12 protein-coding genes and 1 tRNA gene are annotated in these 18,132 nt (G+C 73.0%); 8 read left to right on the top strand and 5 right to left on the bottom strand.

Annotated elements, in window-relative coordinates; genetic code table 11:
- Positions 1-95: 95 nt before the first annotated feature.
- Positions 96-168 (bottom strand) — tRNA-Arg (locus A6A06_RS12975).
- 312 nt (positions 169-480) lie between these two features.
- Here A6A06_RS12975 and A6A06_RS12980 point away from each other — a divergent pair.
- The 7 genes from A6A06_RS12980 (at position 481) to A6A06_RS13010 (ending at position 10,959) form a co-directional block, all read left to right on the top strand.
- Complete coding sequence (locus A6A06_RS12980) at positions 481-2,211, top strand: dynamin family protein (RefSeq protein WP_073761360.1); 1,731 nt, start codon at positions 481-483, stop codon at positions 2,209-2,211.
- Positions 2,208-4,682, top strand: coding sequence for a YfjP family GTPase (locus A6A06_RS12985; protein WP_242440714.1), 2,475 nt, complete (start codon positions 2,208-2,210; stop codon positions 4,680-4,682). Before A6A06_RS12980 ends, A6A06_RS12985 begins: the two co-directional genes overlap by 4 nt.
- Positions 4,683-4,849: 167 nt before the next feature.
- Positions 4,850-5,533 carry a single-stranded DNA-binding protein gene (locus A6A06_RS40840; RefSeq protein ID WP_338015891.1) on the top strand — a complete coding sequence of 228 codons (684 nt, stop codon included), beginning with the start codon at positions 4,850-4,852 and terminating at the stop codon, positions 5,531-5,533.
- A gap of 402 nt (positions 5,534-5,935) precedes the next feature.
- Positions 5,936-7,354 carry a thioester domain-containing protein gene (locus tag A6A06_RS12995; RefSeq protein ID WP_073761361.1) on the top strand — a complete coding sequence of 473 codons (1,419 nt, stop codon included), beginning with the start codon at positions 5,936-5,938 and terminating at the stop codon, positions 7,352-7,354.
- A 628-nt stretch (positions 7,355-7,982) separates the two neighbouring features.
- Positions 7,983-9,647 carry an energy-dependent translational throttle protein EttA gene (gene ettA, locus A6A06_RS13000; RefSeq protein ID WP_073761362.1) on the top strand — a complete coding sequence of 555 codons (1,665 nt, stop codon included), beginning with the start codon at positions 7,983-7,985 and terminating at the stop codon, positions 9,645-9,647.
- Between the two features lie 5 nt (positions 9,648-9,652).
- Entirely contained in the window at positions 9,653-10,105 is a 453-nt protein-coding gene (locus tag A6A06_RS13005; RefSeq protein WP_338015892.1) for an acyl-CoA thioesterase, read from the top strand.
- The gene (locus A6A06_RS13010; RefSeq protein ID WP_073761363.1) at positions 10,102-10,959 is read left to right on the top strand and encodes a hypothetical protein; all 858 of its coding nucleotides are present in this window, start codon (positions 10,102-10,104) and stop codon (positions 10,957-10,959) included. Before A6A06_RS13005 ends, A6A06_RS13010 begins: the two co-directional genes overlap by 4 nt.
- Positions 10,960-11,155: 196 nt before the next feature.
- Here A6A06_RS13010 and A6A06_RS13015 read toward each other — a convergent pair whose 3' ends face one another.
- Positions 11,156-11,560 (bottom strand): globin, encoded by a 405-nt coding sequence (locus A6A06_RS13015; RefSeq protein ID WP_073761364.1) that lies wholly within the window; start codon positions 11,558-11,560, stop codon positions 11,156-11,158.
- Positions 11,561-11,616: 56 nt separating this feature from the next.
- Between A6A06_RS13015 and A6A06_RS13020 the strand changes: the two genes are divergently transcribed.
- On the top strand, positions 11,617-12,687 hold the full coding sequence (locus tag A6A06_RS13020) for a methyltransferase domain-containing protein (protein WP_073761365.1): 1,071 nt from the start codon (positions 11,617-11,619) through the stop codon (positions 12,685-12,687).
- Positions 12,688-12,796: 109 nt separating this feature from the next.
- On the opposite strand, the gene A6A06_RS13025 is transcribed toward A6A06_RS13020, so the two are convergent.
- The 3 genes from A6A06_RS13025 to A6A06_RS13035 form a co-directional block, all read right to left on the bottom strand.
- Entirely contained in the window at positions 12,797-14,614 is a 1,818-nt protein-coding gene (locus A6A06_RS13025; protein ID WP_073761366.1) for an FHA domain-containing protein, read from the bottom strand.
- Positions 14,615-14,665: 51 nt separating this feature from the next.
- Entirely contained in the window at positions 14,666-16,039 is a 1,374-nt protein-coding gene (locus tag A6A06_RS13030) for a vWA domain-containing protein (protein ID WP_073761367.1), read from the bottom strand.
- A gap of 316 nt (positions 16,040-16,355) precedes the next feature.
- Positions 16,356-17,687 carry a PP2C family protein-serine/threonine phosphatase gene (locus tag A6A06_RS13035; RefSeq protein WP_443333748.1) on the bottom strand — a complete coding sequence of 444 codons (1,332 nt, stop codon included), beginning with the start codon at positions 17,685-17,687 and terminating at the stop codon, positions 16,356-16,358.
- Between the last annotated feature and the right edge of the window lie 445 nt (positions 17,688-18,132).

The raw sequence follows: 18,132 nt of genomic DNA on the forward strand, positions 1-18,132 counted from the left end.
GGGCTGCCGCCGGGCGGTCCGTCTCTCGGGCGGGCGTCGGCTCCGGCGCGCCGGGCGGGCCGCCGCGCCCACGGGGCCCGGCGGCGGAAGATGTGCGCCCCCGGCAGGACTCGAACCTGCGGCCAAGTGCTTAGAAGGCACCTGCTCTATCCACTGAGCTACGGGGGCCAGGTGGTGGACGTGGATCACGGGCCGCCGACAAGGATAGGGCTCCGTGTGCCTCGTCCCGGTTGCTTCACCTCCGTGGCACGTTGTGGAGGTTCGGTGAAGCGGTCCCGATAATCGCAGGCAGGTACGAATTCTGCACCGTTTTTGGCGCCTCACGCGTCGGGTGTTGTGCACTCGTTATGCCTGAGCCCCTCTGATCGCGACTGCCTCATGCGTCGCTGATCCCGATCTGTACGGGTTTACGCGGCGCGCACACAGGGCTATACGCTTCAAAAACCTGCCAAAATTGGGCATTCTGCACGAGTGGCAACCTTGGATGTACAACCCCGGCTCCTTGACGTCCTGTCCGCGCTGCGCGACCGCGTCGACGCCGCGCGCTTCCCGCTGCCACTGCCCGGCGCCGCCCGCGCCCGGCGTACCCGGTCCGAGTTGCTGGACCAGCTCGACGACTATGTGATGCCCCGGCTGCGCGCTCCTCAGGCCCCGCTGCTAGCGGTCATCGGCGGGTCCACCGGCGCCGGCAAGTCCACGCTCGTCAATTCGCTGGTGGGCCGGCGCGTCAGCGAGGCCGGTGTGCTGCGGCCCACGACCCGTACGCCGGTGCTCGTGTGCCACCCCGACGATCACCACTGGTTCGCGGGGCGGCGGGTGCTGCCGCAGTTCACCCGGGTGTGGGTGCCGGAGCAGGACGGCCCCGACGAGCTCGACGCGTACGACGACGCGTGTGAACGCGAGTGCGAGTACGCGTACGAAGGTGAGGACGGCGAGGGGGGCGGCAGCGCGGCGGAGAGCACGGCGGGCATGGCCCCCCTGCGCATCGAGACGGATCCGATGCTCCCCAGCGGACTGGCCCTCCTGGACGCGCCCGACATCGACTCGCTCGTCGCGCGCAACCGGGAGCTGGCCGCCGAGCTGATCTGCGCGGCCGACGTATGGGTACTGGTCACCACCGCCGCCCGGTACGCGGACGCGGTGCCGTGGCACCTGCTGCGTACGGCCAAGGAGTACGACGTCACGCTCATCACCGTGCTGGACCGGGTGCCGCACCAGATCGCCACCGACATCTCGGCCCGGTACGCCGCACTGCTGAGCCGCGCCGGGCTCGGTGACGTACCCCGCTTCACCATCCCCGAGCTGCCCGAGTCGGCAGGCGGCGGAACCGGGCTGCTGCCCGCGACGGCGGTGGCGGCGCTGCGTCGCTGGCTGGAGCGGCACGCACAGGACACCGCGGTCCGGAACGCGGCCGCCGCGCGGACCACCGCCGGAATCCTGGCCTCGCTGCACTCCCGTATGCCCGCCCTCGCCGGGGCCTCCGCCTCCCAGCACGCCGCCGCACTGCGGCTCGCGGACCAGGTGGAGCAGGCGTACGAGGGAGCCGCCGGCCGGGTACGGCGGGAGGTCGAACAGGGCGAGGTGCTGTCCGGCGACGCACGGGCCCACTGGCGGGACCACGAACTCGGCGGCCGCCCCGACGAACTGCTGGACGCGCTCACCCACGGGCTCACCTCCCTGCTGCGCTGCGCGGTGGAAGAGGCCGACGAGCGGGCCGCCGAGGCGTGGCGCCGGGACCCAGCGGCGGCGGACGCCGCCCTGACGGAGGCGGCGGACGCGACGGCCTCCGCCGCCCGCCTGGGCGTGCTCGTACGGCGATGGCGGCGCTGCCTGGAGGAACTGGCGGAGGAGGGCGTACGGGAGGCGCGCACGGCGCGTGGTGGCCGCGCGTCGCGCGGCGCGCGGGCCGGGGAGCGTGCGCGGGCCGCGGCCGACCCCGAGGAGGCGGCGGCGCTGCTGGCCACCACCTTGCTGGGCGGGCGCCGGGCCCGTACAGCGGGCGAGGCCCTCGCCGGCCTGATGGGGGCACAGGCAGCGGTACGGCTGCGTGACCGGGGCGGCCGACTGCTCGACACGTACCTTCAGCGCGCGTTGGACGGCGAACGGGAGCGGCGCCTGGCGCCGCTGGAGTCGCTGGGAGTGCGGCCGGACCACCAGGCCGCGCTGATCGCCGCGCTGTCTCTACTGCAGAAGGAGAAGGTGACGCGGTGACTGCTCCTGTGGGGCGTACGGACGGGGATCAGGGCTGGGAGCGGGATCGGGAGCGGGACGAAGGGGAAGGTACGCCGTTGGTGATGACGGGCGAGCCGGTCGCCGAACCGGCCGCCGAGCCGACGGGGACGGGGACGGCTGCGGAAGCGGAAGCGGGGCCGGAGGCGGAGGCGACCCAGTCGGTCCCGTCCCTGCCCCCGCCCCTTACCTCCTGGAACGACGGGCTGATCGCACGCCGCGCGAAGGACGGTGCCGGCCCGCGGCCCGCCGCGGAGCGGCGCCACGCCCGTGCGCGGGAAGCGGCGGAGGAGCCCCGCGAGGGCAATCGGCCCGGGTGGCGTGAGTGGCCCGAGTGGCTGGAGTGGGAGGACCGGGACCGGAACGGGGGCCAGGACGGGGCCGGAAGCGGAAGCGGAAGCGGAAGCGGAGCCGGAGCCGGAGCCGGGGACGCGGCCGGGAACGGGCTCGGCGACGAATGGCTGGACGAGGACGAATGGCACCAGCAGTGCGACTGGCAGGAGTGGGAGGACGAGGGCGAGAGCGAGCTCGAAGCCGTACTGTCCGTACTCCAGGAGCCGACGGAGCCCGTACAGGAGCCGCGGGGCAGGCGTGGGCGCGCGCACGAGACCAAGGAGTGCGCGCCTGCCCCCTCCAAGCAGCCGGGAGGGCCCGGAGGCTCCAGGAATCCCGGAGAGCCCGGAGGACCGGAAGATCTCAGAGGGCCGGAAGAGCCCCGAGAACGGCGATCGGCAGGGCAGCGCCTGCGGCCACGGTTGGACGCCCTGCGGGAGCTGGTCGGGCTGTCCCGGACGCGCCTGGACGGGGCGACGCTGGCCGAGGCGGGCCGGGTGCTCGACGCGGCGGACGAGCGGTACCGCCTGTCCGGGGAACACACCGTCGTCGCCGTCGCAGGAGCCACCGGCAGCGGCAAGTCGTCCCTTTTCAATGCGCTTGTGGGGGCGGACCAGTCGGACGTGGCCGCGCGTCGGCCGACGACTGCGGAGCCGGTGGCCTGCGTGTGGTCCGGCGGGCAGCCGGGCGCCGACGCGCTGCTGGACCGGCTCGGAGTACCGGCACGCCGCAGGCACGCCCCCGCCGGCGGCTCGGCCGCGCTGCCCGGCCTCGTCCTCCTGGATCTGCCCGATCACGACTCGGCCGCGACCGGACACCGCGAGCAGGTCGACCGGATGCTGGAGCTGGTGGACGCGGTGATCTGGGTGGTCGACCCGGAGAAGTACGCGGACGCGGTGCTGCACGAAAGGTATCTGCGGCCGCTGGCGGGCCACGCCGAGGTCACGTTCGTCGTACTCAACCAGGTGGACCGGCTGCCGGGGGACGCCGCCGTACAGGTGGTCGACGACCTGCGGCGGCTGCTGGACGAGGACGGGCTGGCCCTCGGCGAACACGGCGAACCGGGCGCCGCGGTGCTGGCGCTGTCGGCGGCCACGGGCGAGGGCGTCGGGGAGCTGCAGGAGGCGCTCCGGCAGTTCGTCGAGGAGCGCGGCGCGGCGGACCGGCGGCTGACCGCCGACGTGGACGCGGCGGCGGGGCGGCTGTGGCCCGCGTACGTGGCGGACGGGCGGTACGGGCTGACGGAACCGGCCCGCGAGGAGTTCGAGGACTGGCTCGCCGAGGCGGTCGGCGCCGGGGCCATGGGGAGCGCGGCGGAGCGTGACTGGCTGCGGCACGGGGAGCGGGCGTGCGGCACGCCGTGGCTGCGCCTGCGGCTGCGCAGGCGGCGGTCGGGAGCGGCGCGCGGGCGGTCCGGGCGGTCCGGGCGGACGAGTCCGGGGCGTACGGGGGCGTCGCGGTTGTGGCATAGGGACGCGTACACGGAGGCGTACGCAGACGTCGAGGCGGGCGCTGAGGCGGGCGGCGAAGCGGGGGGCGACGGCGCGTACGGGACGATGAGCGGCTGGGTGCCGGTGGACGGGCGGGCGACGGCGCGGCCGTTGGTCGAGCAGGCCGTACGGGCCGTGGCGGGGGAGGCGTCGGAAGGGCTGCCGGCTCCGTGGGCGCATGCGGTGCGCGAGGCGGCGGTCCGGGGCGCCGAGGGGCTTCCGGAGGCGCTGGACCGGGCCGCGGCGGTCTCCGAAGGAGCCCTGCGGGCCGGGCCGCAGGTACGGCCGCGGTGGTGGACGGCGGCCGCCGTGGCGCAAGGAGTGCTGACGGTGTTGCAGGTGACCGGGATGCTGTGGCTGCTGGCCGTGGCGGTGGGCGCGGCGGAGTGGGGGGAGTGGCTGTCCGCGCTGCTGGTGGCGGTCATCGGGACGGTGGGCGGCCCGGCTCTGTCGTGGGTGTGCGGGGTGGCGGGGCGCGGCGCGGCCCGCCGGTACGGCCAGGAAGCGGAGCGTCTGCTGCGTACGGCGGCGGCGGGTTGCGGCCGCGCCGCGGTGCTGGAACCGGTCGCCGCGGAACTGTTCCGCTACCGAGAGGTACGGGAGCAGTACGCGGTGGCGGCGGGGCTCTGAAGCGGCGGGCCGTGGGGCTTGAACCCTCGCCAGGGTGACGGAGTTGTCCACAACCCGGTGGTAACCCACAGGCCCCAGCGGGCTCCGGCGAATCCGTGCAGCATGGATCCCACGCAGGCCCGGGACCGGGCCGAGGGGCCCGCCGGGGGCCCGCGACGGGGGAGGCGATGACGATGTACGAAACGATGGTGACGCTGGTGGGGAATGCCGCGACAGCGGTGGAGCACCGGCAGACCACGGCCGGCGTCTCGGCGGTGCGGTTCCGCCTGGCGACGTCCTCGCGGCGCTGGGACAAGGAGCGCGGGGGCTGGGTCGACGGGGATCCGAGCTTCTATACCGTCCGCGCGTGGCGGGCGCTCGCGGACCACGTCGCCGCTTCGGTCTCGCGGGGCGAACCACTCGTCGTGCACGGCCGTATGCGGGTGTGGGACCGGGAGCTGCCCGAGGAAAAGGGCGGCCAGCGGCGGGTGTCGGTCGAGGTGGATGCCGTGGCCGTCGGGCACGACCTGTCGCGCGGCACCTCCGCCTTCCGCCGGACCACCCGGGCGCGTATGGAGTTGGTACCTCAGGCCGGACAACCGGGCATGCCCGGCACAGGCCCGCCGCCCACACGGTCCACCCCGTCCACCGGGTCCGCGCTCTCCGCGAAACACCCTGCCGCTCTCGAACCTGACTGGGCGTCGCCACCCCCGACGGACACAGCGACGGACACAACGACGGACACAACGACGAACTCCTCGGACCGAAGCCGCACCGCCTCCGAAGCGGATACCAAGTCGCCACGGAGCGAGGACGACTCCCACGCACCGGGCGCAAGTACCAAACAGAGAGCGGGCATTGGCACCCACTGACACCGCACCCGGCCCTCCGGGCTCTCTCCTGCACACCTCCCCGACGCCTCTCTCTGGCACCTCACCGGCATCGACCGGACGTCTCTCTCGACGCCGCGTCCGGCAATCTCCTGATGCCGTCCCATGACCCCGATGAGCGATACGCCTGAGAAGCGTTCAGTGCCCGGAAAGTCCCGGTGATTTGTCGATATAGCCAGGTCAAGTGGGGTGTAGTCGGTAACGATTGCGATTCGGATCGCTTATGGGACGGTTTTAGGGGGGACCCTGTTGCGCCCGCTCTCTAGGATCCGTCGGGTACTCACGAGTACTCACGGGGGCTGATGTATTCGGCTGTTGAGTTCTTTGGGTTCATTCCGGCGAGGCAACTCCCCTATCGACCCGCCTCGCCCAGAGGGGAAATTCATGCTTTCAGTGAAGAGGCGGGGCGCAGCCCGCCTTGCCGCCGCGGTCCTGGCGTCGGGCCTGGTCGCGGCGGGTGCGATAGCCACCGCGGGTCCCGCCGCGGCGGACGACGCGACGCCCGTCCACGGGGGCGCCAGTGCCACGCTCGGCGGTCTGAAGACCTACGGCCAGGCGGTGCTGCACGCCAACGGTCACGACCAGCAGATCGGTGCCGGACTCTTCGAGATGACCGTCGAGGGCGGCGGCACCCTCCAGACGTACTGCATCGACATCAGTACGCCGACGCAGCAGCAGGCGAAGTACCAGGAGGTGCCCTGGAGCGCCTCGTCGCTGCACAACAACCAGGACGCCGGCAAGATCCGCTGGATCCTGCAGAACTCCTACCCGCAGGTCAACGACCTGGCCTCGCTCGCCCAGAAGGCCGGTGCCGGGAGCCTGAGCGAGAAGACCGCTGCCGCCGGTACCCAGGTCGCGATCTGGCGCTTCTCCGACCACGTCAAGGTCGACGCCACCGACCCCGCGGCCGAGAAGCTCGCCGACTACCTGGAGGAGAGCGCCAAGAAGCACGGCCAGAACCTCACCGAGCCCGAGGCGTCGCTGAAGCTGGACCCGTCGGCCGTCTCCGGCAAGTCCGGCAGCAAGCTGGGCCCGGTCACGGTCCACACCAACGCCGGCAGCGTGACCGTCTCCCCGGCCGCCGGTGCCCCCGCCGGTGTGAAGGTGGTCGGCGCCGACGGCAAGCCCGTCACCAAGGCGACCAACGGCACCAAGCTCTTCTTCGACGTGCCCGAGGGCGCGAAGGACGGCGCCACCTCGCTGACCGCCCAGGCCGCCACGAAGGTCTCGGTCGGCCGCGCCTTCACCGGCAGCGTCGGCCGCGTCAAGAGCCAGACCATGATCCTGGCCGGCTCCAGCGAGTCCACCGCGACCGCGACCGCGACCGCCTCCTGGAAGAAGCAGGGCGCGGCTCCGGCCGTCACCGCGGAGAAGAACTGCTCCAAGGGCGGCGTGGACGTCACGGCCACCAACAAGGGCGACGCGCCGTTCCGCTTCCAGCTTTCCGGCAAAGAGCACGTGATCGCGCCGGGCAAGTCCGAGACGATCACCGTTCCGGTCGGCGAGGACCAGGCGTACGAGATCACGATCAAGGCTGAGGGCGGCTTCAAGAAGACCTTCACCGGGGTCCTCGACTGCAAGACCGCCGGCACCGACACCGGCAAGCCCTCGCCGCAGCCCAGCCCGGCCTCGGCCGGCGGCACCAGCGCCGGTTCCACCGGTGGCGGCGCGGGCGGCGACCTCGCCGAGACCGGCTCCAGCAACGCCACTCCGGTGATCGCGGGCGTCGCGGTCGCGCTGGTCGTGGTCGGCGGCGGCGCGGTCTTCTTCCTCCGTAAGAAGAAGGCGGGCGTCACCCAGTAACGAGCGGGGTACGGGCGTCACCCGGGAACCAGGGGGCGAATGTCCCCGGGGCCCGGTGTGACGGGGCACCGAGTCTCCACCGGGCCCCGGGGGAGACGCGGCACCGCAGTTCCGTAGAGGCCCGGCGTGACTGGGTGCGGCTCGCTCAGCCGCGTGACTGAGCGCATTCGCTCGGCGCGCAGGGCCGCGGCCCCGGCTGCCCCGTGACCGTACGCGTATCACCCACCGCCCTCCGTGGCCGAGCGAAACCGCTCCTCGGCCACGGAGGGCGGCGGCGTATCCGGCGCGGCACCCGCCCCGGAACGCCTGGCGGGAGGCTCGGGGCCGGACGCCCCCACCGAGCGGCCCGCACACCCCGGCCCGCACCCCAAGCCGAGCCCCGGACCGAACCCCGGCCCGCACCCCAAGCCGATCCCTGGACCGAGCCCCGGCCCGCACCTCAAGCCGAACCCCGGACCGAGCCCCAGATCACGCCCCTGATCACAGCCCTGTGAGGTACTCGTTTCCATCGTGGGCTGGCCGTACGGCAAGATGGGGTGTATCTGCCCTCGCGCGGCGGAGCCGCTCATCGGCCCACGCGGCGGAGCCGCATTGACCATGACAGATCCAGACTGCCGGACGGTTTCTCTTGGCTGAGTACATCTACACGATGCGCAAGACGCGCAAGGCGCACGGCGACAAGGTCATCCTTGACGACGTGACGCTGAGCTTCCTGCCGGGCGCGAAGATCGGTGTCGTGGGGCCCAACGGCGCCGGCAAGTCGACGGTGCTGAAGATCATGGCCGGTCTTGAGCAGCCGTCGAACGGCGACGCGTTCCTGACCCCGGGCTTCACCGTCGGGATGCTCCTCCAGGAGCCGCCGCTGGACGAGTCCAAGACGGTCCTGGAGAACGTCCAGGACGGCGCCCGCGAGATCATGGACAAGCTCAAGCGCTTCAACGAGGTCGCCGAGCTGATGGCGACCGACTACTCCGACGCGCTGATGGAGGAGATGGGCAAGCTCCAGGAGGACCTGGACCACGCCAACGCGTGGGACCTGGACACCCAGCTGGAGCAGGCCATGGACGCCCTGGGTTGCCCGCCCGGCGACTGGGGCGTCACCAAGCTCTCCGGCGGTGAGAAGCGCCGCGTCGCGCTGTGCAAGCTGCTGCTTGAGGCCCCCGACCTGCTGCTCCTCGACGAGCCCACCAACCACCTGGACGCCGAGTCCGTGCAGTGGCTGGAGCAGCACCTCGCCAAGTACGCCGGCACCGTCGTCGCCGTCACCCACGACCGGTACTTCCTCGACAACGTGGCCGAGTGGATCCTGGAGCTGGACCGCGGCCGCGCCATCGCCTATGAGGGCAACTACTCCACCTACCTCGACAAGAAGCAGACGCGTCTGAAGGTCGAGGGCCAGAAGGACGCCAAGCGTGCGAAGCGTCTGAAGGAAGAGCTGGAGTGGGTCCGCTCCAACGCCAAGGGCCGCCAGGTCAAGTCCAAGTCCCGTCTGACCCGTTACGAGGAGATGGCGGCGGAGGCCGAGAAGACCCGGAAGCTGGACTTCGAGGAGATCCAGATCCCGCCGGGCCCGCGTCTGGGCAACGTCGTGGTCGAGGTCGAGCACCTGAACAAGGCGTTCGGCGACAAGGTCCTCATCGACGACCTGTCGTTCACCCTCCCGCGCAACGGCATCGTCGGCGTCATCGGCCCGAACGGCGCCGGCAAGACCACGCTGTTCAAGATGATCCAGGGCCTGGAGGAGCCGGACTCCGGCCACATCAAGGTCGGCGACACGGTCAAGATCTCCTACGTGGACCAGACCCGCGCCAACATCGACCCCAAGAAGACCCTGTGGGCCGTCGTCTCGGACGAGCTGGACTACATCAACGTCGGCCAGGTCGAAATGCCGTCCCGCGCCTACGTGTCGGCGTTCGGCTTCAAGGGCCCGGACCAGCAGAAGCCGGCCGGCGTGCTGTCCGGCGGTGAGCGCAACCGCCTGAACCTGGCGCTGACCCTCAAGCAGGGCGGCAACCTGCTCCTCCTCGACGAGCCGACCAACGACCTCGACGTCGAGACCCTGTCCTCGCTGGAGAACGCGCTGCTGGAGTTCCCGGGCTGCGCCGTGGTCGTCTCCCACGACCGCTGGTTCCTGGACCGCGTCGCCACGCACATCCTGGCGTACGAGGGCAACTCCAAGTGGTTCTGGTTCGAGGGCAACTACGACTCGTACGAGAAGAACAAGGTCGAGCGTCTGGGCCCGGACGCGGCCCGTCCGCACCGCGCCACGTACAAGAAGCTCACCCGGGGCTGAGCCGCGTGCGACACCTCTATTCCTGCCCGCTGCGCTGGTCCGACATGGACGCGTTCGGCCATGTCAACAACGCGGTGTTCGTCCGCTACCTGGAGGAGGCGCGGATCGACTTCATGTGGCGGCTGGCGCCGGGTGAGGGCAGCCCGTCCTTCTCGGGCGGGTCCGTCGTGGCCCGTCACGAGATCGACTACGTACGGCCGCTGGTGCACCGGCACGCGCCGGTGACCGTCGAGTCGTGGGTGACGAAGATAGGCGCCGCGTCGATGACGATCGCGTACGAGATCAAGGACGAGGACACGGTGTACGTCCGTGCCTCGACCGTCGTCGTCCCGTACGACTTCGGACAGGGGCGGCCCCGCCGCATCACCGCCGAGGAGAAGTCGTTCCTCCAGGACTACCTGGACGGCGCGGACGACGCGGACGGCGTGCAGCAGCAGGAGGGGGCCGTCGCCGCATGACGGCGTTGCGCCTGGCCGATGCCGGGGAGGCGGCGGACCTCGCCGCCTTCCTGGCCCGGCTGATCCACTACGACCGTGCCGCCGCGGTGCGGTTGCAGGCGGGCGGCGGGGTGCTCGCGGTGTTCGGGCGCCCGCCGTCGTTCGAGGTGCTGGCGATCCGTACGGCGCGCCTGGCACCGAACCCGCCCGAGCCGCAGTCCGGAGGCCCGCAGTCACACTCGTACCCCGACTCGCAATCCGGCGGCCCGCAATCCGGAGGCTTGCAGTCCGGTACGGGGATTGCTCCCGCCGCCGGTCTCGATCTCACCGTTTCTGCCGGTGACCTGCTCGAAGGAATCGACGAGTCGGCGGATAGCGTGACGCTGCCCGCAGCCGTCACCGGCCCGCCGTGGGCCGGCGTCCTGCCGCCGCGGGGCGGCTGGCAGCAGGTGCCGGGACTGCCCTCGCCGCAGGCGCTCGGCAGGGCCGTCGCGCTCGCCGTCGCCGAGTTCCGCGCCCGGGACGAGGCACTGCCGCCGGAACGCCGTACGCGCGCCGAGCGCGACCGCATCGGCCGCGAGATCTGGTCCCGCACGCTGGGCGACACCCACCTGCCGCTGCGCGCCGCGCATGCCGCACAGTCGCTCGGCTTCCTGCGCCCCGCGCGGGCCGAAGCCGAGGCCCAGGCCGGCGTGCACGGGTCTGCGGGCGGCGGCGGCCAGGGCACCACAGGTTCCGCGACGGGTGCCGCGCTGGCGGAGCCGCCGACGCTGACCTTGCTGGCCGCGGGCGGCTGGCTGCGACTGCGGACGCCGTACGGGTCGGTCGCGGTCCGCACGGGCGGACGTCCGGCCCTGCCGCTGACACCCGCCTGAAAACCACGAAGGCCAACCAAGGCCACGGAGATCGCGAAAGCCGTGAAGGTCGCGAAGGCCACGTCAGGACCGGGTGCGGCTCGTCAAGGCGCACCCGGCCCTCGTCGTCAGCCGTCGTCGGACGCCTGCCCGCCCGGCCCCACGACCTTCGGGGCTCTTGGGGCTCCTGGAACTCTTGCGGCTCTTGGGCTCCCCGTCACTCAGCCGTATTGACCATGGAAGCCGCCGCGTACGTCAGGTAGTTCCACAGCTGCGTCTCGTGTTCGGGCGCCAGCTCCAGGGAGTCCACCGCGTCCCGCATGTGCTTGAGCCAGGCGTCGTGAGCGGCGCGGTCCACCGTGAAAGGCGCGTGCCGCATCCGCAGCCGCGGGTGACCGCGGCCGTCGCTGTACGTACGCGGGCCGCCCCAGTACTGCATGAGGAAGAGCGCGAGCCGTTCCTCGGCCGGTCCCAGGTCCTCCTCCGGGTACATCGGCCGCAGCAGCGGGTCCTCGGCCACTCCCTGGTAGAAACGGTGCACCAGGCGGCGGAAGGTCGGTTCGCCGCCGACCTGCTCGTAAAAGGTCTGTTCCTGAAGCGTGCCGCGCGGAATCTTGTTCACCCGTCCATGGTGTCAGACGACTCGGCGGAGGACCTGCGACGTAGGACAGTGGAGACATGAGCGGTACACGGTCCGGTACACCGGCCGATCCGCGGCCGGGAGGCGACCCGGCGGCCGCGGCGCGTGCCGAGCTGGTCCGGCAGATCAGGGCGGGCGGCCACCTCGGCGACGCGCGGTGGCGGGCCGCCTTCGAGGACGTACCGCGGCACCTCTTCGTGCCGTACTACTACGTGGCCACCGCGCGCGGCTACCAGCGGCTGTCCGGCTCCGACCCCGACCCGCAGCGGCGGGCGCGCTGGCTGGAGGGCGTCTACACGGACGGGGCGCTGGCGACGTGCATGCAGGATGGTGAGCTGGTGTCCTCCAGCAGTCAGCCGTCACTGATGGCCATGATGCTGGAGGAGCTACGGGTCGAGGAGGCGGAGGAGCAGCGTCCGGGCACCGGCTGCCGCGTCCTGGAGATCGGTACGGGCACCGGCTACAACGCGGCCCTGCTGGCCCACCGGCTGGGCGACGGGCGCGTGACCACCGTCGATCTGGACGAGGAGATCACCGGCCCCGCACAGGAACGGCTCGCCGCCGCGGGACGGCGGCCCACCGTGGTGACCGGCGACGGCGCCCGCGGCTGCCCGGAGCGCGCCCCGTACGACCGGGTCATCGCCACCTGCGCGCTCCCGTCCGTACCACCGGCGTGGATCGCGCAGTGCACGCCGGGGGCGCTCATCCTGGCGCCCCTCGCCACCGGCCTGATCGCGCTCCGCGTGACGGACCCCGCGGCCGTACGGGCGGAGGGCCGCTTCCTGGCCACCCCCGCGTACTTCGTCCCCCTGCGCACCCGGTCGGACCCCGGCGCACGGCCCGGCCCCGAAAAGCCGGACACCCCCGGGCGGCGCCGGGACTTCCGCTTCGGCTACGGCCTGCCCCGCGAAGTGCTGCGCGACGAGCGCTTCCAGTTCCTGTGGACCCTGACCGCCGACGGCCTCACACCCCGCGAAGCCCTCGTCCTGTGGCAACGGGAAAACCGCCCCCGCCGCGAACGTTTCGGCGTCACCGTGCACGACACCCGTCAGTACGCCTGGCTCGACTCCCCGGACGGCGCTCACCGGTGGCCGCTGCCCGGAGGCTGAGCCCGGCGCGCGGTGCGCGATGCTCGTGCGCGAGCGCTCTCCGGCAGCAGAAAGCGCCGGCCGCAGTTCGGGAACTGCGGCCGGCGCTTCCTGTCTGCTGTACGGGAGGTCAGCCGCGGCGGACGGTCATGGTGGTCCAGGCGCCCACGTGGATGCGGTCCCCCTCGTGGAGGGGGATGGGGACGTAGGGCTGGATGGGGTCCTCGGCGAGGTTGACGGTGGTGCCGTTGGTGGAGTTCTGGTCGACCACGGCCCAGCTGCCGTCGGGCTGCTGGACGAGGAGGGCGTGCTGGTGCGAGACGCCCGGGTCCTCCGGCGGGCGGCCCAGGTCGATGTCCGGGGACTCGCCCGTGCTGTGCCGGCGGCGGCCGACGGCGATCTGGCCCCCGGCGAGGGGGACCTGCTGCTCGGGGGAGTAGGCGGGCAGGTTCAACCCGGCTGCCTCCGGGCCGCTGCGGCCCATCATCGCCATGAAGTACTCGCGGTCGGGGGCGATGGCCACGACCCAGCCGTCACCGACGACGGGCGGCGGTCCGGGCGGGGCCTCGGGGCCCGGCGCGGGCTGGTTCCACTGCTGGTCGGGCTGCGGTTGCTGCTGGTACGGGTCCGGCTGCTGCTGCGGCGGCTGGCCGAAGGGGCCGGGCTGCTGCTGCGGCTCGAACGGCGCCTGCGGCGGTGCCTGTTGGGCTACCTGCGGATCGTACGGGGCCTGCGGCGGTTGTTGCTGGTGCTGCGGAGGCTGCTGAGGTTCGAACGGACCCTGCTGCTGCGGCGGGGTGGGCGGGCCCGCCTGCGGCGGCGGGAAACCGTAACCGCCCTGGCCGCCCTGGCTCTGGTCCGGGCCGCCCTGCGGACCCGGCTGCGCGTGCGGCGGAGGCGGGGGCGGGGTCTGCGAGTTGGGCGGGGGAAGCGGCCAGTCGTCGTCGCTCGCCTGCGGCGGGGGCGGCGGGCCGGGCTGGCCCGCGGGCGCGCCATAGGGACCGGGCTGGCCAGGCGGCTGCTGTCCGGGGTGCGGCGCGGGGTGGCCCTGCTGACCGGCCGGACCCTGCTGACCTCCTTGGACGGGCTGGCTTCCCTGGACGGGCTGGCCGAACTGTCCGAACTGGCCGGACTGCTCGGAGGAGAGCGGCTCGGCAGGGCGGTTGATCTGCGACGGGCGCGAGCCCTGGTACTCGTACTGCTGCGGCGGGGTGGGCGGGCCCTGTTGCTGAGGCGGGAAGCCGTAGCCGCCCTGACCGCCCTGGGAACCCGGGCCGCCCTGCGGGGCAGGCGGCGGCGGGGCGTACGAGGTCGCCGAGTGCGTCAGGAAGTTGTAGCGGCACTCTTCGCAGAACGGGGCCATCGCTTCGCGCGGCGTACCGCACTGCGGGCACAGCTCCGGCTGCCCGGGGCCCTGCTGAGGAGGGGGCGCAGGGGCGTGCGGTCCGGGGGCCGGGGGCGGGAAGCCGTAGCCGCCCTGCCCGGTCTGGCCGCCTTGGCCTGCCTGGCTGCCCTGGCCGGTGTGCCCCTGCGGCGGGGGCGGCGGGGCCTGGGGTGCCGGAGCCTGGGGCGCCGGGGCCTGCTGCTGCGGGGGCTGGTGAGGCGGAGGCTGATGGGGCGGCGGGGCCTGGCCGGGGAAGCCCTGCCCGCCCTGGGACGCGTCGGGGAAGCCCTGCCCGCCCTGGGAACCGTCGGGGAAGCCCTGTCCACCCTGGGAACCGCCGGGGCCGTTCTGAGGGCCCGGACCGCCTTGGGCACCAGGGCCGCCCTGGGAACCCGGACCGCCCTGCGGGGCAGGCGGCGGCGGAGCCGGCTGGCCGGCCGGAGGTGTATTGAGGAATCCCGCGGGCAGGGAGGGCGGCGGGGGAACAGCGCCCGCCATCCGGTGGCCGCACACCTCGCACCAGTCTTCGGCCACCGACTGATGGCCGTTCGGGCAGGTCGGCATGTCGGATCTTCCCCCTCAGTACCGATTGTGTTCGGTAGTACGTCTAGTTTGTTACTTCTTGACGCGAACTGTCTTGGTCGAGCGCGTTTCGAGCGTCATCTCGTCCGCCTCTGTGACCTTCGCCTTCAGTCGCACAGTACCGGTCGCCGCGTCGACGACGTCCACCACCTTCGCAAGCAGTTTCGCAGTGTCCTCGTTCCCGGAGGCGCTCGCCAGTTGCACGGCTCGCCCCAGCTTCGCCGTGGCGCCGTCCACATCGCCCGACTTGCGGGCATCCAGCCCTTGCTGGATGACCTGGGCCAGTTCGGCCTGCCCTGTGTAGTGGGCGACTTGCGGGTTGATACTGGTCGAAGCGGTCATATCATCCGTCCAGACCGCGCGTACCAGGCCCTGGGCCAGGGTCCGCGTCGTATCGCCGCCGGAGCCGGGCAGGACGAGCGAGACCCGCGCGGCCAGCATCTCCTGGCCCACACCGGCAGCCGGAACCCGTACGCACAGGTGGTAGTCGCGGGACTCGTCGCCCCAGGAACCTGTCGGATAGTCGCCGGTCCGCGGGCCGGATTCCGTACGGCGGCCGGTCAGGTCCTCGACGGCCGGTGCCACCTGTTTCACGAAGGCGACGTGTGCGTCCTGCGGGGTCCACAGCCGCAGGGTGACGTCCGCCACCTCCTTGCCCATCGCGACCTCCATCATCCGCGTGAAGTCGGCGGCCAGCCCGGACGGGTCGGGGACGATGTCGGCCGTGCCGAGCAGCGCCGACGCGATGCCGGTGACCTCCTTGACCTCCCAGTCCGTGCCGACGCCGCGGGCATCGCACGTGAAGTGCCCGGCGCAGGCGTCGAGGGTGGCGCGCAGGTCGTGGGCCGACTCGTGTTCGTTGCGGCCGTCGGTGAGCAGGATGCCGTGCCGGATGCCGACGTCCGCGTCGGTCAGCAGCCGGTCGGCCAGCCGCAACCAGGTGCCGATGGCGGTGCCGCCGCCGGCGCTCAGCTTGCGCAGCGCCTCCTTGGCCTGGTCGCGGGAGGCCGGACCGGCGGTGGCGAGCCGCCCGCCGCCCGGGTAGACCTCGGCGGCCTGGTGCGTACCGGCCACCACCGCGAAGGCGACGCCGTCCCGCACGGTGTCGATCGCGGCGGCCGTCGCGTCGCGCGCGTTGCGCATCTTGGTGGGCGGATAGTCCATCGAACCGGAACAGTCCAGCATGATCACAACGCCCGCGTGCCGCACGCCCCCGTGGCCGCGGGCGGCGCCCACCGCGCCCGCGTCCGTACCGGCGGCGAAGAGCGGCAGTCCGCCGCTGGTGCCGCCGCCCGTGGCGGTGACGGTGACGATGGCGTTCACCTCACGCCCGCCCTCCGGCAGATACGCGTTCTGGTACACCTCGGCGGCGAACCGCGGCACGCCGGACTTGGAGAAGTTGGCCATCTGTTCCGCTCCTTTGTGCCGCCGCGAGGCTCCGCAGCTCAGTCCTCGCGGCGGTGAAGAGACACATGGCGGGCGGAAGTCCCCGTGATCATCCCCCCGTTGGCGCTTTGCTCCTGGTGGTGCGTGGTGCGTGGTGCGTGGTGCGTGGTGCGTGGTGCGTGGTGACGCGTGGTGTGTGGTGGTCTCTGTGTGGTGTCCGGTCATCCGGCCGCGGCCGGAAGCGCTCCGGTTCCCGGCCGCTGGTGCCGACGCGTGCGTGCAGGGCGCACCGACGGCTGGTGCCGATGTGTGCGTGCGGTGCGCCCCGGACGGTTGCTCAGGCCGATCCTGCCCGTCCCCGCGGCGCCGGGAACGGCACCACCGCCACTGTTACGTTGTCGTGGCCCCCACTGGCGAGAGCATGGGCGACCAGGGTCCGCGCGCTGTGCAGCGGCCGGTCGTGGGCGTCGCCCGGCAGTACCGCGGCCACCTGCTCCGCGGCCTCGGCGTAGTTCCACAGCCCGTCCGTGCACACCACCACTACACCCGGTCCGTCGGGCTTGAAGGAAGCGGTGTGCGGCTCCAGTTCGTACGCGTCCGCGCCCAGCCAGCCCGTGATGGCGTGCGCCCGGTCGTCCGCGTACGCCTCCGCTTCCGACATCAGGTTGTTGGCGACCATCTGCGCCGCCCACGAGTCGTCCTCGGTGAGGCGGACGGCGGGTGCGCTCCGGTCGTCGGGGACCCAGTACGCCCGGCTGTCACCCACCCAGCCGATGACGAGCAGCCCGCCACCGACCACCGCGCCGACGAACGTGCAGGCCGGGGCGTTCTGCTGGCGGTACGGGTCGTGCTGCTGCGCCTGGTTGGGCGCGGCGGCCAGGGCGTTGACGGACTTGGCGGCGGCGAGGATCGCGTCGTGCATGGCCCGCTGCGGGTGCGTGCCGCCGGGCAGGGCGGTCAGCAGCGACCGGGCCGCGGTCCCGGACGCGGCGGCGGACGCGTCGTCGGGGCGGGAGGCGGAGGAGACGCCGTCGCAGACGATGGCGAGCACGGCGGGCGAGCCGTCGGGCAGCGTGCCCTCGGCGACCGCGAAGAAGTCCTCGTTGCGGTGGTGGCGGTGTCCCCGGTCGCTGACCGCCGCCAGGCCCGCCAGTTCCCGCTCCATGTGGTCGCGTTCGCGCGGCTGGGCGTGACCGCAGTTCTCGCAGTACCCGTCCCCGGTGACCGTTCCCGCGTGGCAGACCGCGCAGATGCGGGTGCCTTGGGCGGGGGTCTGGTGTTCGGGGGAGGGGGGTGTGGGGGGAGGGGCGGTGGTGGCGGAAGGGGGCGGCGGTTCTGCGGGGTTTGCGGGGGCCGGGCCTGTTGGTTCTACCGGGCCCGTCGGGGCGGGCTCCGGGGCAGGGCCGCGCGCGCCCCCTGGGTCGCCCGCGCCCCCGGGGCGCTCCGCCGCCTCGGCGGCGAGGTCGTAACCGACGATGCGCGGGTCCGGTGCGCCGCCGTGAGGGGCGGCGGCCTGGGTCCTGCTCATGCCCGTACCCATGCCCGTCCCCGCGCCCGTGGCCATGCCCGGACCGTGATCGTGACCGGCCGACGGCGGAACGCTCGCCTCCGCATGGGGTGCCCAAGACTGCGCGTCGGCTTGCACTCCGGCCTGCACTCCGGCTTGCACCCCGGTCTGCGTGTGGGGGGCGTGCGCCGATCCGTTCGGGTGGCCGGTGCCCGGGGCGTACGGGGAGCCGCCGGTGTGGTGGACCTCCGTACCGTACGGGGAGGGCCGGCCGTACGACGGGACCGGGCCGGGCGTGACCACCGGGCCGGGCGTGACCACCGGGCCGGGAGGCGGAACAGGCGCCGGCGCGGCCACCGGCTGGGGCGGCGGAACAGGTGCCGACGGCGGAACCTGCCCCTGAACCCCCTGAGCCCCCGGCGCCCCTCCCGCCCCCGGCATCAGGAACGAAGCGGGCAGCGCCACGGGCCCCGGCGGGGTCTCCGCTCCGGGGGCGGGATACGCCCCGCGGTCCGCCGCGTCACCCAGCGGCACGGTGGGGCGGTCACCGGACCCGCCCGGCCCGGCGGGCGCCACGACGTCGGCGCCGCAGAACCCGCAGTAGTTG

This window comes from Streptomyces sp. CB02923 (genome assembly GCF_001905005.1).
In the GTDB taxonomy this organism is placed as follows: domain Bacteria; phylum Actinomycetota; class Actinomycetes; order Streptomycetales; family Streptomycetaceae; genus Streptomyces.